We start from the raw sequence: 23,377 nt of genomic DNA on the forward strand, positions 1-23,377 counted from the left end.
GTAATCTACTTTTATACGCCAGCAATCATCTTTCTGGTGTGCGGTAGCTGTGTTTCAGGGTGATGTTATGGCAAGGAACGCCAATCAGGCGCAATTTGAATTAGATGTTGCAACGATAGATCTGCCGTTAAGGCTCTATGCTTTCGAAGGTCAAGAAGGGATCAGCCAGTTATTCAATTTCTCGGTTATTTTCGTGTGCGATGATCCGGCCCTGCAGCTCGACAGCTGGCTGCAATTACCCGTGCGTTTAGCCCTGTATCATAATAATGGCCTAGAACCGCGTTTTGTGTGCGGAATGGTCTATGGTATCGAGCAGCTAACCCACAGTGATCGTCACTGTCAGTATCGTCTGACGATAACGCCTCGCGTCCAGCTATTAACCCACCGCACTAACTTCCGTATTTTTCAGAACCAGAGCGTTTCCGACATTATCACCACCATCTTTACCGATGCGGGGATTTTAAGCCATGAATATGAACAGCGGCTCTCAAATAGTTTCCCGGTGCGTGAATACTGCGTGCAATACGGTGAATCGGATATGCTGTTCATTGCCAGGTTGATGAGCGAAGAAGGGCTCCATTACCATTTTGAACACACCGAGACCGGTCATGTTATGGTCATTGCCGACGGGCAGGATGGCTTTCTTGAACTGCCCGCATTGCCATACCGGCAAAGTCACGGCATGGCAAAAGACCGCGACATCATTCATCACTTTGCGCTGTTAGAGCAAACACAGACCGGAAAAGTGTCGCTGACCGACTTCACCTTTGAGCGCCCCGATTTCAGACCGCAAGGGCTCAAGGTCAGCAATATCTCTAACGAACAACCTCTGGAAGCCTTTCATTATCCCGGTCAGTTCACAACCGATGCCGACGGAACACGTATCGCGACACTAACCTTAGAGCAGGCCAGAATCCATAAGCAGCGGGTAACCGGGAAAAGTGACTGTACCCAACTCACCAGCGGGTATTTTCAGCCGCTGGAAGCGCACCCCAATGATCAATGGAATGAACCCTGGCTGCTGGTGGAAGTTAAACATCAGGGCAAGCAGCCACAGGCGTTAGAAGAGTATGCAGACGGCGCTGCAACTTATAACGCAGATTTTATCGCCACCCCGTGGGAAGCCGCGTTTCGAGCCGAGCCCATTACCAAGCCGTATATTCATAACATCGATACCGCCATTGTCACCGGTCCTGCTGGTGAAGAGATCTACTGTGATGCGCTTGGGCGGGTAAAAGTACAATTCCACTGGGACAGGGAAGGGCAGGCGAACGAAACAACCAGTTGCTGGCTACGTGTATCACAGGGCTGGGCCGGCAACGGTTATGGTCAGTTTGTCTTGCCGCGCATAGGCCACGAAGTGATCGTCAGTTTTATTCATGGCGATCCGGATAAACCCATAATCACCGGTGCGATGTTCAACGGTAAAAACAAAGTACCGTATGATCTGCCAGAGCACAAAACCCGCAGCACCTTCAAAACCTCATCAAGCGTCGGTGGCGGCAATTTTAATGAACTGCGTTTTGAAGACAAAAAAGACAATGAACAGCTTTATCTTCATGCCGCCAAGAACATGGATGTTCAGGTCGAAAATGATCGTAAGGACGAAATTCTCAATGCCGACCACCTCACCGTGCACGACTCCCGCTTTCAGGAAGTCAAGGTCGACAACCACAGCACCGTAAACGGCGATCAGTTTGAAGCCGTCAAAGGCGATAGCCACCATATCATCGACGGTACCGTCCACACCAAAATCGGCAATAAACAGCTGATTGAAGCGGGCACTGAAGTCCATGTTAAATCGGGACAAAAAGTGGTAATCGAAGCCGGTGCAGAAATCACCATCAAGGCCGGTGGCAGCTTTATCAAAGTTGATCCGTCAGGTGTCACATTGCTCGGGCCGACGGTGAAAATGAACTCCGGCGGCAGTGCCGGCCGCGGCAGTGGCGCAGCAGCACAGGCAGCGCAACTGCCAGTCTTGTCGCAGAAAGCACCCGATGCCAATGTGAGTGCGCCCGTCGGAATAACATCAAGTTCGATAACCGCCCTTGCCGCTGTGAATGCGCCATTTTCTCAAATTTGTAAGAAACAAACGGATGGAAGTTGTCCGCTGTCTGACTGCCCGTGTACCAATAGTGCCGGTAACGGAGGAGCCGCATCATGAGTGAATCAAACACCTTAGCGGGTAACAGTTATTTTATGTTGGTTGATGCTAGCCGTGTGCCTGATGTATTGCAGGTGGTATATGAATTAATTGACGATCCTGAATATGGTCAGCTTTATGAAGATACCGCATTTAACGATGTAAAAGACGTAGGGCCGATTTGGGTATCTACAGAGCCTGACTCACCGTTTTGGCAGCATTGGATGACCACGCCACTTTGGGTAACCAGTGCGATTGTTGTTGGTTTTCCCCAAGGCCAGCAAAGAGAGGCGTTAAAACAATTAAGCAGCAGAATTGAAGTATTCTCGCCCAAAGGAAGGCCACTGTACTTCAGATTTCATTCTCCAGTTACGTTAGAGCGGATGATGCCCCATTTATCAGATCAGGAAAAGGCACTGTTTTGGGGAATAATAACATCGGTAAATTGGCTGGTATTAGGTGAACAAAATGAAATATCAGATCTTCGACACTATTCGCAAGAGAAGGGCGAAAGTACAGATTCGACTTCATTTATTCTTTCACCAACGGTTTATGACGAGTTAAAAGCATGAGTCCACGATCATATACGACAAAAAAGGGCTCGACGCCTGATGTGCTTGCTGCGCTTTATAATACTAATCAGTCAACATTACACCAGTTAACTAGCGACCAGATCAAAGAGCTCGATTCGCTCTACGACGGTGAAACAATTGTTGTCCCACCTGTACAAGATGTGAGCGGTTTATCGAGGATCCCCCCCCAGCAAGCATTAAGTGAAGCGCTATTGGTTCAAAGCGATTGCGCACCAATAAATTATACCGAGATCATTTTTATACCCGAACACCCGGTAAGTAAAAAACCTGAGTGGTTAGCGCTCACCCAAGATGCAGCCAACGAAATTGCGGCTGAATCAAACGAATGCCTCAATGCTGTGAAAGTGGATGATAAGGCAGCAACTGTCGAAGGATTAATTCAGCTGGGCGTGCTGAGTGGTTTCTCCCATCCTGTACATGAAACATTTCTCGACGATAGTGATAAGGTGAAGTATAGAAAATATTTATATGAATACTCAGCACTTAAAGCCGCAAGGGCTAAAAATGTCATCTGGGTACCGGAAGACTATCAAGATGAACTGAATGCGATAGGGGTACCGCTATCAATTCAGGATATTACTGCCAGCCATGTTGCAGCCGGCGACTTTAATAGTTATCAGGTTGAAGTATCAAAAGCGGCAATAAAATCGAATAAATGCTTTTCTCTTATGGAAGATAAAATAAAAAGCATACATAAATATATTGAAATATTGGAAGGCACCGCACAGAGAAAAGCGAGAAATACAACCTTTATTGAAGGGGGAAAGGAGTATAAATTCGCATACTATAACGAAGGACAATATTACACTTCAGACCATCATCTAAAAGTGGCGAAAGCCCGAAATGCGCTAGTTAGCAGCAGAGAGCGAATTTATAAAAATAGCCGTACTGACAAAGATAGCGTAACAGCAACAACAGAAATTGTTTCTGTCAGAAAGATGGAAGAGCATTATAAGGAAATATGTGGCTATATACGCAATGTACAGAAGCAGAAGTATAAAGATGCTTATCAGGTAAGACGTTATCTAACAGTATGGGAAAATGTGGGTGGATCTGCACGTGATATGATAGAAAACCTATTCACGTTAAATCAGTGCGGCTACGCAATCAAAGAACAATGTTTGAATTCATCAGAGCTCTACGCAGAGGCTGAAGCTGTTGATAATATTGACCTTACGCCTACAGCATTAGATCGCAACGAAGCGGATATAGATACGCTGGGCTATTACAGCTGTGAAGCCTTACTCTTAAAACTGTCGAAAGAAATAATCGTCAGGATAAAAGATTTTGAATCCCTCATGGGTGAAACGATACAAGCTGAAACCTATGTGTCACGACTGCTTACCATCAGCTTAAAAATACAAGCGAGAATGGATAAGCTTAAACAAGATGCTGAGAAAAGACTCCAACAAAATAACAGTTTGCAGAACTTTTTTTTACCAACGGGTAATACAGCGTATTCAGTAGGGTTATCGAATGCAATAACACTGCTATGGGATGAGAAGCAGTGGAAACCCCGTAACACAAATAACCTTATTTATAATACCCCGGGTGAAAATAGCTTACAGATTGTGGAGTGTTTTTTAGGCGGGAATAACGGGAAGGCATGTTATGTGCGATCCAATTGCAATGCTATTAGCTTAAAGCAGAATGTTAATTGCAGACACAATAAGAGACTGGGTGAGGTAACTGTTGCGCCAGCTTCATCCAGCGGCTACCAATCAAAAGAGATAGCGAAAGCCTTATTGGAACCCGATGCCGAGCTTAAAATCCTATCGAAACAGTTTGTCGCTCTGTCAGACGCGATTAGTCAGAAAAACTGGTTTTCGTGGCGAGCAACGTCAGGTAATAACGTCCCTAAATTTTTACCGACGGCTGCGATGGAATTCGGGGCTCAAACACAGTTTTTCCGTTTCGCCTCCAGCCTGGAGCTCTCTGATAACCGTAACCTTCAAGCCGGTACGGACGGTAAATCTAAACTCGCCAAGCTTGAGACAAAAACAACGTTTGGTATTACTGAGGGAAGTGCAAAATTTGAAGTTACTATCCCTAAAGATAAAAGCGGTACACCATTCACTATTGATTACGTTGTATATAAAAACGGCAGTGAAGAGATAAAAGTATTCGATGCCGGCGCTTACAGGGCTTCGCTTGCCGCAACAGTGCGCGGCCTGGTCGGTGTCAGTTGCGTGTTAGGCGCAGAAATCTATATCGGCACCGTTGAAACCGACACAACCAAAGGTGCAGGTATTGGCCTTAAAGGAATGGTGCCCCAAGTCGCTGACTATAATAACTATAAAAAAAGTAACGCAACATTAGATCCAGGACTAGCGGCAGGAATAAAGACAGAAGCGAAGCTATTTGCCGGCATTGAAATTGGCGGAGACGTTACCGTCAAATTTGATTGGCAGCCACCAAACAGTGGAAACGGTTCAGCGTCATCAGCCATATCACGGCCAGTAAAAAACAGCTTTCAGACACTCGTTGAAGGCAGTGCCGCGGTTAATGCTGCGGCAGGCTTTTCAGGCGAGCTGGTTTTTCAGCTGTCATTTCAAAATGGCAAGTTTGTTTACATTATGGCGGCAAAAGCGGTATTTGGCGGAGGTTTAGGTGGCAAGCTTGCGATGGCGATATCCCCATTCGCTTTCGAGCAACTGTTTGATGTGTTGCTTTCTATCACCAAAAAAGAAGGCTTTCGGCGGGTTGTCTTTTTTAAAACAACCGACAGCAGCGGAAAAGAGGATGAAACCTTTGCCCGGTTAAATCAAATGCTCACCATCATGATCACGTATCAGCTAGAAGCTGCGCAAGTATTGATGTTGCCAATTAAAGTGCTTGATGAACTAGAAAGAAAGGCAAGAGTCGAGAAAAATGCGCCTATTATTGCCCGTTATATCAATTCGGCCGATCCCGCTAGCCAAGCGGAAAGTAAGTTACCCTCTAAAAAGGCACAAGCACTACGATCAAAAATAGAGAAAATGTACCCTGAAACACTAGCCCCGATGTTATATGTGCTGTCGCATCACCAAACAGCATCAATGTGGGAAAAAACAACACACTTTATAAATGGATATATTGAGGGTGAATCGCGAGGAAGACGGAGATTAACACCTTCAGAAAAAGCGATTGAAGCGAATGCAATGCAGCGTAAGGCGATTCTAAATATATTGAAGTGGATATCAGTGAATGCAAGTAAACCTACAAAAGCCGACAAGCGTCAATTTGAAGAAGCTTTGCAGCGAATGCACCTTAAACCCAATGAACAACTCGATAAATCAAAGCAATGGGATTGTTATTGGGCAGGGTTAAAGCGACTGCATAATGAGTTTTTTTATATGCAATACAAGGAAATTAACTTAAATGAAGATGATTTAAAATCCGTTCGAGATGATTATCATAAATTTAGTGAACACATAAAAACACTAGGCGTTAATGTTCATATTTATCAAGATGTACAGATAAGGAAAAACAAGGGTTGTAATAAATACATGCAAGATGCTTTTTATGTGGGGGAAGGTTCGATAGATCTAGAGAAACAACTCAAAGGTTGTGGTTATAGCAAGAGTGCAACGAGAGTTGGCTGGACATATATAGGGTCAAGATAATGAATAAAGCAATAACGGGTTTCATTTTATTTTTAGCATTTCATTGTTCTATTGTTCGTGCAGATTTTAATAAAGGTATGGAATTCGTTCAGCAAGCTCGATGGTATGATGCTGAGCAAGAATTCAGACCAGAAGCCGAAGCGGGCAATGCAGATGCAATGTATTGGCTAGGTCGTTCACTAGAATTTCAGGATTATCAAAAAGGATTAACCGCTGGTGAATGGTTTTATAAATCGGCAGAATTGGGTAACCCATGGGCGATGTATTCTTTACAGGATGATACTAATTGTGATTTTTTCGGTTGGCCATGTGATAGAATGAACTGGAAAGATAAACAAATAGAGATATGGCGCGAGAAGGCTGCAAAAGGAGATGGGCTCGCTGAATATGCGCTGGCAAGTTATGATTTAGGTTGGAAAGGGTATATACCTGTTGTACGGAAAAAGGAAAGAAATCGTCGATTAACTAAGGCATTAGAATTTGGAGCTAGTTATGCGGCAATTACATTAAATACTGAATTGATAGATGGGCGTGGTTATAAAACAGCACCTAAAAAAGTTCGTGAAGAAGGGCTCAAATATCTGAAGATTGCTGCTAATCAATCTTACGCACCAGCAATGACTGATATTGTTGATTATAGTGACTTATTAGATGAGGGGGAAAGTAAGGTTTGGTTATATAAAGCTTTAACCCTTGGTTACCCTAGTGCACCTTATTTACTTATTTATGCTTATGATGAAGGTGAATATGGCTTTGCCAAAGATAAAGAACAAGCCTATTACTTTTCTAAAGTTTTATCTGGTTGGGGCGGGAAATTTGCGAGAGAAGATTATTATTCAAATGATGATGGTAAGATAGGTGAGAATTTAACAAGAGAAAAAAAAATAGAGTTAGATAAAAAAGCAGAAGAATGGCTTGCAACCCACACCGTTAATCACTTCTACAATGAAGTAAATTTGTTTTAGGCTATGACAGTGAAAACTCCTTCAATAGAATTATCACTCGCCATATTGATCAATGTAGCTTTCAGCAGCTACAGCCATGCAAGTTTTGAACAAGGTATGAAATATGTGCAGCAAGCCCGCTGGGATGATGCTGAGCAGCAATTCAGGGCAGAAGCTGAAGCTGGAAATGCAGATGCAATGTATTGGTTAGGTCGATCACTAGAATTTCAGGATTTTCAAAAAGGGCTAACTGCAGGAGAGTGGTTTTATAAATCAGCGGAGCTAGGTAACCCATGGGCGATGTATTCTTTACAGGACAATACAAATTGTGACTTCTTCGGTTGGCCGTGTGATAGAAAAGATTGGAAAGAGATACAAATAGAGATATGGCGGGACATGGCTGCAAAAGGTGATGGGCTCGCCGAATATGCTTTGGCAAGTTATGACCTTGGTTGGAAGGGCTATATCCCATTTGTTAGAAAAAAAAAAAGAATCCGGCGATTAACAAAAGCGTTGGATATGGGATACAATTATTCTGCAATGACTATATATGGAATCATACTCGGTAATTATGGTTATGATACCGCTCCTCAATATTTACGAAAGGAAAGCATTAATTATTTATTAATTGCGGCTAAAAATGGATATGCTCCAGCAATGACCGCGCTTTCAGGCTACTCTGATATTATTGGTCATAAGGAAACAAAGAAGTGGTTGTATAAATCCCTTGATCTTGGTTATCCTGATTCGCCATATTTGCTGAGTCATTACTACAATGATGGCACTGATGGTTTTAAGCAAAATAGTGAGCAAGCATATTATTATGCTAAAATAAATGTTGGCTTAGGAGGGGAGGATGCTAGTCGATCATATAGCGCAGTTCAAGATGGAAGAATTGGTGGCGATTTAACAATAGAAAAAAAATAGAATTAGATAAAAAAGCAGAAGAATGGCTATCTACCCATACTGTTAATCACTTTTACAACGAAGTTAATTTGTTCTAAGTCATGATGATAGCCTTCTTAACAAAAATATCGCATGTCATATTGATCAATGTAGTTCTCTGCAGCTACAGCCATGCAAGTTTTGAACAGGGTATGGAATACGTACAGCAAGCCCGCTGGCATGATGCCGAGCAAGAGTTCAGGCCAGAAGCAGAAAGGGGCAATGCCGATGCAATGTACTGGCTTGGTCGCAGTTTAGAATATCAGAACTTCCAAAAGGGTTTAACTGCCGGAGAATGGTTTTATAAATCAGCAGAATTAGGCAACCCATGGGCGATGACCTTACTTAGAGATAAAAAATGTGAATTCTTGGGTGATCACTACAGAAATTAATCAAGAGTGAAAAGTGCTTATAAGCTGATCATACCAATAGCAGACAATAGAAATCTGGTGATGAATAGAGATGAAAAATATCCAGCGCAAAATAGTTCTGAGGTAATTATATATTCACTGTTTTTTTTGGTCATGATAATTGTCATATCGATTTGTGTTTCAGTTGCCTATATTACTTCCGATTCAAGATGGAAGGTAATAACAATGTTGATGTTGAATTTTTGCTCGATCATCATGTCTTAGTAACCAATCAATGTAAGTCTTGTTTGGCCTGAAATATACTTGTGAAGTCACTCCATTAAAAAAATTTTCATTGTGTAATTCATGGGTTGGTTTGATAGCCTTTCGTATAGAAACTTGGATAGGAATAGATTCATGGTTAAAATACAAATCGCAATTTTGATGTTATTGTCAACACTGCTTGTTGGGTGTCAATCGACGGGTAGTGATACTGCAAGGGAAAGAGCCATTAAGAATGATATTGAGAAACTTGTAAGTTATAACTTCAAACAAGCCCGTAAATTAATTCCACCAACAATTGGAACGGTTAAAAGAGAAGGGGATCAGGTTACTATCGTTTTTAACGGTGATAAAAGTTTTGATAATAATAGTGCATATATACGTAGTGATAGTCATGATTCTCTAGAAAAACTTTCTTCTTTGTTGGCGGATAGCCCAAAATCTAAAGTATTTATTGCAGGCTATACCGATAGTGTTGGCAGTAAGGTATATAATAGGGAGCTGTCAGCTAAACGTGCAGAATCTGTATTGAAATTCTTCGTATTAAGAGGGGTTGATCCTGAGCGCATCAATACATATGGATTTGGTGAACTAAGCCCTATTGCGAGCAATAAGCTGGCATCTGGGCGTAAACAGAACCGCCGCATTGATGTTCGAATTACACCTTGGGTTGAAAAATTTGAATAAAATCAATCTTTATATAATTCGTAAAAAAAAGGAAGCATATTGCTTCCTTTCTTTTTTCTAGCTATAGCATCTGAGATCTTTAACTACACACTGAGCAAGTTGGCTGCTTGGTTAGTTTCATTTCACGCCAGCTCATCGACATCGCATCCAGCATCAGGATTTTACCTGTTAGCGGATCCCCCATATTTGCGACGACTTTGATGGCTTCCATTGCCTGTACGGCACCCACGATGCCAACGACAGGAGACATAATCCCCGCTTCAACACAGCTTAGAGATTGCTGGCCGAACAGGGCGCTTAAACACTGGTAGCAAGGCTCATTGTCTTTATACGTGTAAACGCTGATCTGCCCTTCCATACGGATAGCGGCACCCGAAATAAGCGGTGTTTTTGTCTGGTGACATAAACGGTTGAGCTGATTACGGGTATCAACATTATCGCTGCAATCAAGCACAGTGGAGTGCTGTTCGATTAATGGTAAAAGCTCATCATCACTTAAGCGCTTAGCAATAGTGTCAACTTGGGTGTAAGGGTTAATCGTGGTTAGTGCCAACCTGGCTGATTCCACTTTTAACTGGCCAACGGTGCCGTCGTTATGCAGTACCTGACGTTGCAGGTTTGAAACTTCCACTTTGTCGTCATCGATCAGAGTGAGTTTTCCTACCCCTGCTGCCGCCAAATATTGGCTTGATGCACAACCTAAACCACCTGCTCCTAAAATGAGCATAGATGCAGCTTTCAGCGCTTCCTGACCATCAAAATCAAACTGACGAAGAATGATCTGGCGGTTATAACGAAGCATTTCTTCATCAGAAAGTTCTATCACAATGCGGTCCTGTTCAATAGAGTTTTGAGTAGCTAGTTTCGAGTAGCGAGCGCCTAGACGCTAGTACTTAGATCCTCTCCACTCTCAACTCTTTACTCACATTAGTACAACGTGTGGTTGAAAAGCTCGATAGTGACGTCTTCACTTGGCATAATTTGCCCGCGTTCTTGTTCAAGAACCACGAAGCAGTTGGCTTGGTGCATTGAACTGAAAGCACCAGAGCCCTGATTGCCGGTGGTTGCCACTTCAAACTGACCATCAGGGTTGATTTGATAAATACCGCGTTGGAAGTCGGTACGTCCAGGACGCTTTTTAAAGAAGGTTGTTGCTTTTGCTTTTATGCGCTGCGGTGGTTGATACTGCGAATGACCAGACAGCTGAGCCAGCATCGGTTGCACCAGTTGATACAGTGTCAGCATGGCGGATACCGGGTTGCCAGGCAGGCCGCAGAACCAAGTGTTTTCGATAGTGCCGAAGGCAAAGGGTTTACCCGGCTTCATCGCGATCTTCCAGAATCCAATCTCACCTTGCTCATCAAGAATGTCTTTGGTGTAGTCTGCTTCACCGACACTCACACCACCAGAGGTGATCATTACATCAGCTTCGTTCGTTGCCTTGACGAAGGCTTCACGCAGTTTTTCCGGGCAATCTGGGATAATGCCCAGATCGATAACATCACAGCCGAATTTTTCAAGCAGTGCACGAATACCGTACCGGTTGCTATCATAGATCTGGCCGGCTTCTAATGGTTCACCGACCGGACGCAGTTCATCACCGGTTGAGAAAAATGCAGCCTTAGGGCGTGCAATCACGTTGATCGTTGCAACACCTAATGAGGCCAGTAGCGGCATTTCACGTGCTGTAATACGAGTGCCTTTAGCTATTACTACATCACCAAGGCGAACATCATCGCCAATCGGGCGGACATTATCATCAGCGAGTGGCTTGATCAGAAAACGAATTTGGTCGTCGTTAGCCTCTGTTTCTTCTTGCATGACAACGGAATCAGCACCTTCAGGCATCTGTGCGCCGGTCATAATACGAATGCACTGGCCTTCAGACCATTTGCCCGCAAAAGGAATGCCTGCAAAGGATTTTCCAGCAAGAACAAGTGTATCGGTAGTGTTCAGATCCTGAGAGCGAATCGCATAACCGTCCATTGCTGAATTAGCAAATGGCGGCACATTAATTGGTGAGAGAATATCTTCAGCGGTGACACGTCCCATTGCGTCGGAAAGGGAAACAGCAGAGACTGCCTCCAAAGGCTTAACATCGGCCAAAATTTTGTTCAAAGCCGTTTCAACAGGCATTAGGCCTGGAGCGTCGCAACATCCCATATTGGTGTCCGTTATTAGTTATAAGTCATAGGCTGTGATTAGATTGCCAGAAGGGATATTATGACAAAAAAAACGTGTCTGAACTATTCACTTATCATTATGTGATGTAATTGTTTTTATTTGCGGGTATCCTTCGGTCAGATTTATCACTGGCGTAGTGATTTCAGTTATGAATTGGGCACGTTTTTGCATTTAAGCCCAGGCCAGTTGGAGGCGAAGAATGGCGGTATTAAGCGAATCTGCATTAAAGGTGCGTGCAGCCCTTGAAGCTCGCGGACTTGAAACACCAATGACTGACAAAGCTGTGAGTCGCGAAGAGAAAAAAGAGAAGATCGAATACCATGTGCGTGAGATCTTAGAGCTGCTTTCGTTAGACTTAACGGATGACAGCCTGATGGAAACACCTCACCGTGTTGCAAAAATGTATGTGGATGAAGTGTTCTCCGGATTAGATTACGCAAACTTTCCGAAAATCACAGTGATCGAAAATAAGATGAACTGTGATGAAATGGTGCGAGTGAAAGATATTACGCTTACCAGTACCTGTGAGCACCATTTGGTGACGATTGATGGCAAGGCGACCGTCGCTTATATTCCGCGTAGCAAGATCATTGGATTGTCAAAAATTAATCGTATCGTGCGCTTCTTCGGTCAACGTCCGCAGGTGCAGGAACGTATGACCCAACAGATTTTAGTTGCACTGCAAACATTGCTTGAAAGCGATGATGTTGCGATCACCATTGATGCGACGCATTATTGTGTAAAAGCACGCGGTGTGATGGATGCAACGAGTGTGACGACAACAACGGCACTGGGCGGTATCTTTAAAAGAAACCCCGCGACACGCGCTGAATTTCTTAACGGTATCCGGTAGTCGCATATACCCAAGTGGCTCACTCTGAAACCTGCACCTTGAGGTCACTAGGGGATAGATTGAAAAAGAAGCCGCGACTTGCTCGCGGCTTTTTTGTCGGTTTTGTTCTGAACACAGATAATGGAGAACGGTTAATGGATCTGATCAAACTTTCCCGGATCAGTATGAAGCACTTGATAACGCTTCATGTCATGTTAGATACCTTAAGTGTCACGGCCAGTGCCGAACGATTATGCCTGAGCCCGTCATCAGTAAGTAAGACATTGAGTCAGTTACGGGAAAATTTGAATGACGAACTGTTCTACCGTCATGGGAACAAGTTAGTTGCTACACCGCTTGCGCGACGACTGGGCCCGACGGTGCACCAGATGATCAATGACATGAACCAGATCATGACGCAGGAAGCTTTTGAACCATCCCGTTATGAAGGCCGTTTTTCGCTGGCTATGCGTGAAAGTACCTTTGAATTACTGGCGGCTAAGCTAAGTGCTCAGGTGTTCGCGCAGGCTCCGAATATCCGATTAGATATCTGGTCGAAAGATAGCGTAGGATTTGATGGAGTTTCAAAAGGTCAGCTTGATTTTATCATGTTGCCTCATGACAGAAGTCAGCCACCGAGCTCTCATACTAATTTGATCTGGGAGACCTTAATTCATGATGAAATGGTCTGTCTGATGAATCCGTCTCATCCTCTAGCCGATAAGAACTTAACCATTGAAGATTACCTGCGCTATGGTCATATTGGGATCATGGATAGCGATCTGAATGTTCCTTTCTTTGAATTACAACTTGCCCAACAGCACCAAAAGCGCAAAACTATGATTACCGTTCCTGATTTCGGTGGTGCAGCTCTGATGTGTCACCACAGTGATCTGCTCTTTACCTGCTCGAAACGCTGGGCACAAATCGCTTTTCAGGCAAAAGGATTGATCACCAAATCATTACCTTTTAATTACGGGGATGTAGCCTATAGCTTAGTCTGGCATCAGCCGAGTATGAATGATCCCGCACACCGATGGTTGTATGAGCAGATAAAGCAATGTTGTAAAGATGGGTAAGGCGGGCGTTAGGAAAGAGCGGTTCTAGGTTCTCGGCTCTAGGCTCTAGAAAAAGCAAAAAGCCTAGAAATTTCTAAGCACATTGTGGTTTGGTTTTTCTACCCATAACTCAGATCCGGGTCTTAAACATAAACCGCAGGCAACACTAAATTTTTCACCCCGCGAGAGGTGAGTCCGGTTGCCAGCTGGTTAATATCTTGTTCCAGACAGACAGCCCATTCCTGAGCCTCACCTGTAACCCCGTGATGTTGAAAAGCATTGAGCTTAATTCGGGTATCGGTTGGCAGTGTGTTCAGGTAGCCTGCTAGCTCGTCGATTTCGGCATCAAAATCCGTAATTCCGGGAATGTAAAGCAAACGCACTTCATACAATTTTTGGTGTCTGGCTAATAGTTCAATAGATTGAAATACACGATGATGATTACGGCCGGTCAGCCATAAATGAGTTTCCTGTTGCCAGGCTTTCAGATCGATCATCGCACCATCAATGACGGGAAGCAAATTCTGCCAGCCAGTGCTACTAAGGCTGCCATTGCTATCGACCATGCAGGTTAAATGCAGCAAATCGGGCGCTGATTTAATCATTGTAAACAGTGCTGTAATGAACTTCAGTTGTAGGGTTGCTTCTCCACCCGTTACGGTTATTCCGTTAATAAACAGACTATTTTTTCGGAGCACTGCCAGCATCTCTGCAACCGAATATTGCCGGGTTTTCGGGCTTGATTGTTGCGGGCATACTGCTAAACACTGATCACAATGGCTGCAGAGTGAAGCGTCCCAGCGTACTCGGGATGTGCCTTTTTGTGGCTGTAGATCTTGCCCGTCCTGCACTTGTTCGTAGAGCGATAACGCCTGAGTCGGACATTGCGAAACACAGTCGCCACAATCATTACAGTGCCCAATCGTATGGGGATTATGGCAATTTTTACACTTAAAGTTGCACCCTTGCAGGAAAATAACGAGCCTGTTACCAGGCCCGTCAACGCAAGAGAAAGTCAGAATTTTACTGACCGTCGCTTTATTACCTGTCACTTTCTTTGTCCTGATTGATTTCTGCTCTATTTGCAATAGCAAGGAGACTGCTCATGACAGGCGACTCTTGGTGTGCGATTTAAGATGCCGGTTTTTTCAGCCGCTTCTGCGCCTAAGCCTGTGGTATTGGTACGAGAGCCTTGTTCTTTAAAGATCGCAATATCTGATAATTTAATCATGTAACCTGTCACACGCACTAAATCATTGGAAGCCACATTCGCCGTGAATTCCCGGAAGCCAAGATTTAGTGCCCCTTTGCACAGCTGATACATTGCTTCAGGGTTCGACTTAACGGTTTCATCTATGGTCAAAATCTCACTGATACCCGATGTATAGTATTGATGGTGCTCAGCCAATGCCTGAATGTGAGAAACAGGATCCGGTTCTGACCCATAGGGAATACGTACGCCCGGAGTCACGTTTTCATCCAGACTAATGCCGCCCTGAGAGTGAAGCAACGCCCGATCATGATAGCCGTAAGTCACTGGGGTTGATTTCACAATCTTATCCAAGGCTGCCGAGATTTGATGGCCTAACTGGTTCGCAGTTTCATCATGACCGTATTTGCCGTTGCAGCCAGATTTTTCAATCAGAATGTTCACGGCTTCGGCCATCCCATAAATGCCGAACATTGGTGCAAAACGCTTTTCGTCAATTAAGCCTTCTTTGACCAGATAACTATCAAAGAAATGGGATTTTTCATGGAGGAACTTCGCACGGGCTTCTATCAGTTCATACATGATTTGACAGTAATGGGGCAGGGTTTCTGCAAAGAAGCTATCGCTGTTTTCTGCTTGCAGTGCGACCTCTTTTAAATTCATTCTAACCAAGGTATTGGCACCACCTGCCAGTGGTAATGAGTTATAACAACTGACAATACCGAAGCCTTTATTGTCGAAAGCGCTGGCATGAATAGGGTAGTTAGCGATATGTGGCTTACTGCATTCACAGATATTGCTGGCTGCGACATGTAATAGACTATCTGGTGTGATTGTCGGATCGTACATAAAGGTCAGGTTGGGCGCGATTTGTTTTAGCTCGGCATCGACTTTGAGAATGGTACGGCAGATGATGTTATCGCTTGGGCCGATGTTCACATGCATAAAGGCATCGGGCAAGGTACGGTCAAGCATGATCCAGAACAGTTTGATTTTGCGATAAATTGTCGCTTCATCTAGATCTTCAATATAAGGAATTAAGAGTTCATCAAGTTGACCCAGATATACGGGGATGTTGGTCACTGAAGGCACATGATGATAAATAATGGTTAATGCGTTTAGTGCTTCATCAAAATTAGTCGCAGGTGGTAATTCCAGATACTCTGAACCTTGCTGAAGAAATTTTGCGTAGTCAGGCAGAACGTAGCGTGGTTTGAATGGGGCATTGCCCTCAAACATATCGCAGATGATACCAGCCGCCATAGCGGTTTTTACTCTTTCGGAGACGGGCAAGTAAGGTAAGTTTGCATCAGCTTCTAACGCGAGATAATTTGATTTTTGCTTAGGGGAAAGCGTCGGATCAGTAACGATCTGTTTTAATTTAGCCTGCAAGGTCATAGTACAAAATCCACGTAGTTATTATGGTTATAAGGTAACGTTTGTCTTAGCTTTCCAAAAGTGAAAAACATAGAATTACAGATTGACCAAATGGAAATTCGCAGCGCCCAATCACACTTTTTTACCCAGCAACATTAAAAAAATCATTTTTTTGTGATGTTCGGTAATGCCTGTTTTTGAAATAAAAAATGGTGTTATTTATATTTGATTTATTGATTAAAATCAGTCCTTTCGTCAAATTGTTGACGATTATTTTTGGGAGGGAAAGAGTGAGTTTGGAATATTAATGATGAAAAATTAACCCACTTAAGCTGTATGAATGACGATTTTTTGTCTAAATATATAATGAGTAAACAAAAATATCAGGGCTTATCGAATCATGACAATTGTTTCTGACGGAGTCAATTATCATGGGTTGAAGTCAAATATTTATTCATTTCCCTCAGATAAGGATCGCGTTGACGATGTTAGATCATAAGCGTGTTTTTCCTCAACGGTGCGGCCAATTTCTAGCGTTGTCTTTATTTTTGTCCGGTGGCACTTCGGCTGGCGAAAATTTCATTACGGATAAATATGTTGCTTCTGTTGAGAGTGCCTTTTCTGAAACTTCTTCTGTAAATGACAAAGTCGCAGATATAAATGCTGTTACAAAAATTCCATTAGTCAAAAAATTTGCAGCGGTTAGGCATTCCCTGAGTTGGTCCTACCTGGATGATGTTGCCGTTAACAGCAGTAGAAAGCTGTGTCCGTCAACAGGATCGAAAGTATGCTTTGCTAAGCTATCAGAACACGCATATGAGGCCAATAATTTTTATCCGCTTTGGCATGAAGAAGCGTTAAGAAAAGAGCTTGAGTTGCAGCTCAAATCCGTTGCTGATACTGAAATGGTACCCGGTTTAACGGAACGTTTGTCAGAGTTACGAACCTTGGCATTAAGCACAGATCCGCGGGCTTATGATCTGCTCGCGACGGATAGCTATTACGTTTATCAATCATATTTGACTCATATCAAGCAAGATCGCAGTGCATTATTCAGAACAGAACCGTTAACTCTATCTAGTCAATCTGATGTGATGCTGAGCCAGCTTATGCTTCCGTTGACTCAGACAAAATTACAGTCATTACGGCCGCAAGATACAAAGTTTGAACAAGCTATGGTTATGGTTGAAAAGATGCAGCAACTGCCATCGCATCCGTTGTCGTCTTTTCGCTTACAGGAAGCGATCCATCAAAATGAGATAATAACGGAAGGTCACGGGGTGATTCGCGTACTTTATGATCAAGGTGATCTGAGTCAGTTAGATTTCGAACAGCTTTCGCAGAGCGGCGTCATTAATAATTCCGGTGTTGTATTTGACAGTATCAAGCATTTTCAGCGGCGTCATGGGCTAGTTGTCGACGGGATTATAGGGGCTGAAACGGCAATGCGATTAACCATGGCATATGATGAAATCGCTCGCCGCATCGCACTTAACTTACAACGTAGTCGCGTTATAAATCATAGCGAAAATACCCCGCATATTTGGGTGAACATTCCGGATTATATGCTCAGAATATTCGATGGCAGTGAGGTGATTTTTGAGTCAAGAGTCATTGTCGGACGCTCAAACCGCCCAACGAATCTTTTTTCATCGTCAATTAATACCATGGTTGTCAATCCGACCTGGAATGTGCCAGAGACGATAAAGCAAAAGGATATTGTTCCTAGCGTAAAACGTTCCCGTGACTACCTTGTTAAACATAACATGCAGATTTTGAAAAGCTGGCATGACCGTACGAAAGTTCCGGTCGATCAAATTGACTGGCAATCGGTGAATCCAAAAACATTTCCCTATGAATTCCAGCAAGGCCCGGGGCCGAATAACGCTTTAGGTAAAGTGAAGTTTCTGATGCCGAACGAGTATTCTATTTTTCTGCATGATACGCCCTCTCGGGGACTGTTCCGCAAAACGAAGCGTAATTTTAGTTCAGGTTGTGTCCGGGTTGAAAAAGCGGATGATTTGGCGAATTTTATTATCGACTTCCAGCAGCGGAGTAATATTGCGCCATATAGTGCCATGGTGAGTAATAATAATTCAGATACAGTTTATCTATCACAACGGCTAGGGGTTGATTTCGTTTATCTGACAGCATGGATTGATGAGCACAATGCACTGCAGATGCGTGAAGACATTTACGGTTACGATAGCCCTAGAGCAGAGCCTGTAGAATCGAAGTATATTTCGATGAAAAATTACCGCCACTAGCGATACCCAAGCTATCTCAAGATGCAGGATTCAGAGTGGGTCCAGCGGGCTCAGTTCAAGGAAAATAATGGTAGGAATGGCTATTCCCTTTCAACATTATTTGACACAGAAATGGGCTCGCTGGATCACCCCCAAAGGGCGAGTTTACTTGGCTTCTATGCGTTGTTACCGATTTTTAATTTAGAAACACTAGATCTTCAAATCGGTGCCTAGCCTAGAAGCCAAGTAATTCTCGCTGAAACGAGCATCTTGAGGAAGCTTGGGTATATACCCGTTAAGACAGCATCCGTTACAACAAAAAAATTACATTTCCCCTTCTTTAAACGAACACGGAAAATGTGATCTTCTACTTATATTTGATGTAACAAAGACATTGATATTTATCAATGGCTAAATTTGTTTGTGTTGCAAAAAAAGTTGGCGAAGTAACTGGAATGCAACAATACTTAATTACTACTGAATGGTTGATATTTGTGCAACAGGAAAAAGCAATATTGAGGGGTCTACCTCTTTAGGGTTGTACCTTTTTTGTTACCTTTATATAACAGTTGATGCATAAGGAATGAATGATGGAAAGGAAAATGCTAATACGCAATATTTCTTATATGGAGAGAGAACTCGCTGATATGAAGAAGGAACTAGCACAACTGGAAGCAAAAGCAGAAGTGCTAGAGTTAAAGGAGTGTCGGCCGAAGCAATTATATCTACCAGATTCTCAACTCAGAGCGATGGCAATAGCATAAGAGAAGCCCATTACCTAACTCCGGCATACCCCTCTTTTCTTAGAAGAGGCAGACCTTATTAGACGGGTGCTCTTTGATGAAAAGGGGCTGCTAGTTACGTTGAAGTTTCTGATCATATTTTATTAAAAGCGGTGAGTTATGGTCGCCGTTTTTAATATTGTTTTGTATTTTTCAGCTAGTGCCTGGTTCTTATGTGGAAAGTTCTGGTTTGCATCATAATTTGCTGGCAAAATCTTTGGTCCGTCACTGTAATTTTCTGTCATTTTCGAGAAATTAATTTTTACCATCATTTCTCAATATTTGAAAAATGCTTTATCAGTGATAGTTAACAGTGCATCATGCGCTATAATACTGAACGCTTATAATATAGTTAGTATGGTGTCTTTATTTCTTACAATCTGAATATCAATAAAATGCCAATATATTGTTTAGTCTGCTTGTTTATTTTGATCGCGTAATATGTTTTCCCAACATAAACAAACCATGGTTTAGCCATGTAAGCCTCATTCATTTCTTATAAAAATATAAAAAACCTCAAATTAGAAAGTTCTAACTAAATTTTCACTGTCACTAATAAATATGTAAATAAAGTGACAGCAGTCAACTATTAGAATTATAAGCAACCCACGATTTATTCTTACATCAATTCTGTGACAGGAATAAAAAAACAACCTCCCTTTTGGGGGTAGGCTTATATGCAACTGTTAATATTCTGTAGATTGATTTAATGCTGGATTTTGATGCTGGTAAAGAGCGAATCATTCAGGAGTTCGTTCCGGGAAAGCAGGTCACTCTTGCGCACCTGGTTGCTAATCCGACAGAGGAGTTGTGCGAGAGAGTGGGGGTGGAAAGCAAAGGGGCTATTGGCATTTTAACATTAACGCCAGGTGAAACATCCATCATCGCCGGTGATATTGCCACCAAAGCTGCCAATGTACATATTGGTTTTCTTGACCGTTTCTCTGGTGCGTTAGTTATTACTGGTTCCGTTTCTTCTGTCGAAGAATCATTAAAGACTGTCATTGATGTTTTAGAAAGAAATCTGTCTTATAACACCTGCGAATTAACCAGAACTTAAAATGAAAAATAATCGATTAGACAGTATCGCATTTATTGGTGAGGTCGATGCAGGCAAGTCGGCCCTAATTGATAAATTAATAGATCAAGAGACACATACCGGAAAAACACAATCTCCCATTTTTTATCAGGGACAAGTTATCGACACCCCTGGGGAATTTGTTGATAACCGTTCATGGAATGGCGCGTTGCTTTCGACAATTTGTAGCGTGAAAACCGTGGTGTATTTACAGCCGGCCAATGCAAAACGTTTTTCGCCGCCAAGTGGATTATTAAGAGTGTATCCGAATAAAACTATTGTCGGGGTTATTAGCAAAGTGGATGCACCTGATGCCGATCTGGAAAAAGCGACTAAGTTCTTACGGCAAAATGGCGTGCCAGAGCCTTACATTCAAACTTCCATTTTTGAACAAGCATCAATCGATCAGCTTTATCACCATTTACTTTCACTTCAGCAGTCCGTGCTGGCGTGATTTGTGTGAATACCATCAAGGATTGCAGTAATGAAAAAACTGATTTCTGCTGCGGATATTCGACAGGTTAAGTCAGAAAGTAAGACTTATATTGTCGCCCCCGTAAAAGACTTTATTGTCACTCCCGAAGCGCGTGATGTCGCTAAAGTGGAAGGTATTGAGATTGTAGAATCTGCTCAGCCTTCACCACAGCCACAAGTTGCGGCAGCTTCCCAAGTTACAGCGGTACCACCGCCATCGGCGTTAGCACCGACTGCACAATCGATTCAAGCTGAAATTGAATCGCACCTGTCGGATGTTGACTCTGAGAAGAGTGCGTTGATTCAATCATTAGTGGCAAAAGCCATGGCTGATTTTAATCAGCAAGCCCCTGATTCACCGCGTCAGATAAATGATGACGGGATTGTTTTAGTACGTGGAAATGCCGTTCAGCTCAATGAGTTCGATGGCGCACCGGGCAAGAACATTGGCTTGACGGATGTTATTGGCGCCGAAGACGGCAGCAACATGGGCGTAGGCTATATGGGGTGGGAGAATGCTTTCTTCCCATGGACGCTTTGCTACGACGAAGTCAACGTTGTACTCGAAGGTGAGTTACATGTAAAAACAGCATCAGGCACCTCAATAGGTAAGCCTGGCGATGTGATTTTTATTCCTAAGAACAGCTCCGTTGAATTCGGTACCCCGACGCATGTTCGCTATGTCTACATTACTTACCCGGCAGAGTGGGCATAAGTATGGACAGCCATACAGTGCCTCAATTTATTACTGAAGACTATCTTCGCCAGCATTTTGGTATGCGCCAAGGTGGAGAAATTCAGTTAGAGCCCGGCACACGCTTTACCCCAGCTGCTCAGCAGCTGCTGAATGAAAGGCAGATCACCGTTCGCTGGCGTGATGAAAAAGGCCAGGTATTTGTTGAGACAGCCCATTCAGCAAATCAACAACATGGTTGTGCTCAAAGCACCCGGCTTGAAAAAGTACATCCGTTGAAAAGTAACAATGTACGTCCCTCAAACGGCTGCATGTTGTGTGGCTCAGGTGTAGCCGATAAACCTGCACTGATGACCCACCTTGACGATCAGGTTCTGGTGCCGAAAACCCATCCTCGCATTACGCTGCGTGGCAAGCTGGATTCTTGTATCAGCTACTGCGTTTTAGTGCAGTGCGAAATGCGTCATCAGCCTGAATTACTGCAAGGTTTTATGGCAGATATTCGCTCCTACCTGGGTCAGATCCTACAGGCCGAAGTGACCGGACAGGCGTTACCTGAACCGATGCTTGGTGAGTTCAGTTCAGATACCGTTCACCAATGGTCGCATAATCCGCTCAAGCACCTTGGTCATGATCACATGTTGCCAGACGTAATTTATGGTGAGCTTGTTGCGCAGTTGAATTATTTACGTGCGTTAGTGCGTGAATTAGAGCTGGTGGCAACTCAGGTGTTTATCGATCACAGCATGCAGCTATCGAGTGGCGGCATCGATCGCAACGATATTGTGGCAGGTTTGAATCGTCTTTCCAGCGCGGTGTACGTGGTGATGATCTTAGCGTGGCAATGCCAGAACGGGCAGGATTCAGTGTTGGGGGGGCTAGCACATGGAACTGCTTGATAGGTGTCGCGCCAAATGTCGTCAGCAACCGAAACGCATTGTGTTTCCTGATGCTAACGATGCACGGTTACTCCATGCTGCCAACGATCTGAAGCTTGCCGGTTTGGCTGAACCGATTTTATTGGGTAACCCATTCGAGTTGCGTGATTACGCGCACCGCAGCGGTATTGCCGTGCCGTGTCTGACTATTCTGACTCCGGAGTTTGCAGGCTGTTTTGATGAAATGGTCGATCTGTATATCGCGAAACAACGCAAGCCTATTGAGCGAGAAGAGGCTGCCCGCCGCCTTAAGCAGCCGCTGAACTTTGCCATGATGATGGTCGATCAGGGTTATGCCGATATTTGTGTCGGCGGCAATATTTCCACTACCGGGGATGTGATTCGGGCGGCGATCCGCGGCGTTGGTGTTGCTCAGGATTCAAAAACGGTATCCAGCTTCTTTCTGATGTTGTCGCCAGACGGTACCCAAATCCATGCGTTTTCTGATGCCGGGGTTATTCCGCTGCCAACGGCTGAGCAACTGGCTGATATTGCGATTGATACCGCACATAACTATCAGCGCCTGACAGGGAATGAACCACGTGTTGCCATGTTGTCGTTTTCAACCAAAGGCAGCGCAGAACATCCCGCGGTAAATAAAGTGACGGAAGCGACTGAGCTGGTTCGTCAGCGCGAGCCTGACCTGATTATCGATGGTGAAGTACAGTTTGACGCCGCCATTGTGCCAGCCGTTGCAGCACAAAAAATGCCAGACAGCCCACTGGGCGGCTGCGCCAATGTATTTATTTTCCCATCCCTGAATGCTGGCAATATCGCTTACAAGGTAGCGCAGCGTTTAGGTGGATATATCGCTCTGGGACCGATGTTACAAGGGCTTGCAGGCCCGGTGCATGACTTGTCTCGGGGGTGTAGTGCTGATGATATCGTCGATATCTCGGTACTTGCATCCAGTATATGTAATTAACAAACCTAACCAGTTGACATTTCTGAGGAA

General features: G+C 43.8%; 20 protein-coding genes. 16 read left to right on the top strand and 4 right to left on the bottom strand.

Annotated features, from left to right (window positions below; all coding sequences use genetic code 11):
* Positions 1–67: 67 nt before the first annotated feature.
* The 7 genes from C9I89_RS06170 to C9I89_RS06200 all read left to right on the top strand — a co-directional run bounded on the left by C9I89_RS06170 (position 68) and on the right by C9I89_RS06200 (position 9,549).
* Positions 68–2,164 carry a type VI secretion system Vgr family protein gene (locus C9I89_RS06170; RefSeq protein ID WP_107282473.1) on the top strand — a complete coding sequence of 699 codons (2,097 nt, stop codon included), beginning with the start codon at positions 68–70 and terminating at the stop codon, positions 2,162–2,164.
* The gene (locus C9I89_RS06175) at positions 2,161–2,715 is read left to right on the top strand and encodes a DUF4123 domain-containing protein (protein ID WP_107282474.1); all 555 of its coding nucleotides are present in this window, start codon (positions 2,161–2,163) and stop codon (positions 2,713–2,715) included. Before C9I89_RS06170 ends, C9I89_RS06175 begins: the two co-directional genes overlap by 4 nt.
* Complete coding sequence (locus C9I89_RS06180; RefSeq protein WP_107282475.1) at positions 2,712–6,341, top strand: hypothetical protein; 3,630 nt, start codon at positions 2,712–2,714, stop codon at positions 6,339–6,341. Before C9I89_RS06175 ends, C9I89_RS06180 begins: the two co-directional genes overlap by 4 nt.
* Positions 6,341–7,306, top strand: a complete 966-nt coding sequence (locus C9I89_RS06185; RefSeq protein WP_107282476.1) for an SEL1-like repeat protein — start codon at positions 6,341–6,343, stop codon at positions 7,304–7,306. The genes C9I89_RS06180 and C9I89_RS06185 overlap by 1 nt, the downstream gene beginning before the upstream one ends.
* 9 nt (positions 7,307–7,315) lie before the next feature.
* Positions 7,316–8,212, top strand: coding sequence for an SEL1-like repeat protein (locus C9I89_RS06190; protein ID WP_146155048.1), 897 nt, complete (start codon positions 7,316–7,318; stop codon positions 8,210–8,212).
* A gap of 119 nt (positions 8,213–8,331) precedes the next feature.
* Positions 8,332–8,622: an SEL1-like repeat protein gene (locus tag C9I89_RS06195; RefSeq protein WP_170107633.1), complete on the top strand. Its 291-nt coding sequence runs from the start codon at positions 8,332–8,334 to the stop codon at positions 8,620–8,622.
* A gap of 375 nt (positions 8,623–8,997) precedes the next feature.
* The gene (locus tag C9I89_RS06200) at positions 8,998–9,549 is read left to right on the top strand and encodes an OmpA family protein (protein ID WP_170107634.1); all 552 of its coding nucleotides are present in this window, start codon (positions 8,998–9,000) and stop codon (positions 9,547–9,549) included.
* A gap of 79 nt (positions 9,550–9,628) precedes the next feature.
* Here the strand turns inward: C9I89_RS06200 and moeB are convergent, their stop codons facing one another.
* Positions 9,629–10,375 (bottom strand): molybdopterin-synthase adenylyltransferase MoeB, encoded by a 747-nt coding sequence (moeB, locus tag C9I89_RS06205; RefSeq protein WP_107282480.1) that lies wholly within the window; start codon positions 10,373–10,375, stop codon positions 9,629–9,631.
* Between the two features lie 101 nt (positions 10,376–10,476).
* Complete coding sequence (gene moeA / locus C9I89_RS06210; RefSeq protein WP_107282481.1) at positions 10,477–11,712, bottom strand: molybdopterin molybdotransferase MoeA; 1,236 nt, start codon at positions 11,710–11,712, stop codon at positions 10,477–10,479.
* A gap of 220 nt (positions 11,713–11,932) precedes the next feature.
* Here moeA and folE point away from each other — a divergent pair, with 220 nt between their 5' ends.
* Positions 11,933–12,586, top strand: coding sequence for a GTP cyclohydrolase I FolE (gene folE, locus C9I89_RS06215; protein ID WP_107282482.1), 654 nt, complete (start codon positions 11,933–11,935; stop codon positions 12,584–12,586).
* Positions 12,587–12,720: 134 nt separating this feature from the next.
* A complete protein-coding gene (locus C9I89_RS06220; protein ID WP_107282483.1) occupies positions 12,721–13,644 on the top strand; it encodes a LysR family transcriptional regulator in 924 nt (307 codons plus the stop codon).
* A gap of 122 nt (positions 13,645–13,766) precedes the next feature.
* Here the strand turns inward: C9I89_RS06220 and C9I89_RS06225 are convergent, their stop codons facing one another.
* Together C9I89_RS06225 and C9I89_RS06230 are read right to left on the bottom strand one after the other, a co-directional pair.
* Positions 13,767–14,675 carry a YjjW family glycine radical enzyme activase gene (locus C9I89_RS06225; protein WP_107282484.1) on the bottom strand — a complete coding sequence of 303 codons (909 nt, stop codon included), beginning with the start codon at positions 14,673–14,675 and terminating at the stop codon, positions 13,767–13,769.
* A gap of 26 nt (positions 14,676–14,701) precedes the next feature.
* Positions 14,702–16,231: a YjjI family glycine radical enzyme gene (locus C9I89_RS06230; RefSeq protein ID WP_107282485.1), complete on the bottom strand. Its 1,530-nt coding sequence runs from the start codon at positions 16,229–16,231 to the stop codon at positions 14,702–14,704.
* A 464-nt stretch (positions 16,232–16,695) separates the two neighbouring features.
* On the opposite strand from C9I89_RS06230, the gene C9I89_RS06235 reads away from it, so the two are divergent.
* The 7 genes from C9I89_RS06235 (at position 16,696) to pta (ending at position 23,347) form a co-directional block, all read left to right on the top strand.
* Positions 16,696–18,477 carry a L,D-transpeptidase family protein gene (locus C9I89_RS06235; protein WP_107282486.1) on the top strand — a complete coding sequence of 594 codons (1,782 nt, stop codon included), beginning with the start codon at positions 16,696–16,698 and terminating at the stop codon, positions 18,475–18,477.
* Positions 18,478–19,046: 569 nt separating this feature from the next.
* Complete coding sequence (locus C9I89_RS22430; RefSeq protein ID WP_170107635.1) at positions 19,047–19,220, top strand: hypothetical protein; 174 nt, start codon at positions 19,047–19,049, stop codon at positions 19,218–19,220.
* Between the two features lie 727 nt (positions 19,221–19,947).
* Positions 19,948–20,298, top strand: a complete 351-nt coding sequence (gene eutS / locus C9I89_RS06245) for an ethanolamine utilization microcompartment protein EutS (RefSeq protein WP_107282488.1) — start codon at positions 19,948–19,950, stop codon at positions 20,296–20,298.
* A gap of 1 nt (position 20,299) precedes the next feature.
* Entirely contained in the window at positions 20,300–20,770 is a 471-nt protein-coding gene (locus tag C9I89_RS06250; RefSeq protein ID WP_107282489.1) for a EutP/PduV family microcompartment system protein, read from the top strand.
* A 30-nt stretch (positions 20,771–20,800) separates the two neighbouring features.
* Positions 20,801–21,505, top strand: coding sequence for an ethanolamine utilization acetate kinase EutQ (gene eutQ / locus C9I89_RS06255; protein ID WP_107282490.1), 705 nt, complete (start codon positions 20,801–20,803; stop codon positions 21,503–21,505).
* Between the two features lie 2 nt (positions 21,506–21,507).
* Positions 21,508–22,383: an ethanolamine utilization cob(I)yrinic acid a,c-diamide adenosyltransferase EutT gene (eutT, locus tag C9I89_RS06260; RefSeq protein WP_107282491.1), complete on the top strand. Its 876-nt coding sequence runs from the start codon at positions 21,508–21,510 to the stop codon at positions 22,381–22,383.
* Positions 22,370–23,347, top strand: a complete 978-nt coding sequence (gene pta / locus C9I89_RS06265; protein ID WP_107282492.1) for a phosphate acetyltransferase — start codon at positions 22,370–22,372, stop codon at positions 23,345–23,347. The genes eutT and pta overlap by 14 nt, the downstream gene beginning before the upstream one ends.
* Positions 23,348–23,377 lie beyond the last annotated feature (30 nt).

Source organism: Photobacterium lipolyticum, assembly GCF_003026475.1.
GTDB classification, from domain to species: domain Bacteria; phylum Pseudomonadota; class Gammaproteobacteria; order Enterobacterales; family Vibrionaceae; genus Photobacterium; species Photobacterium lipolyticum.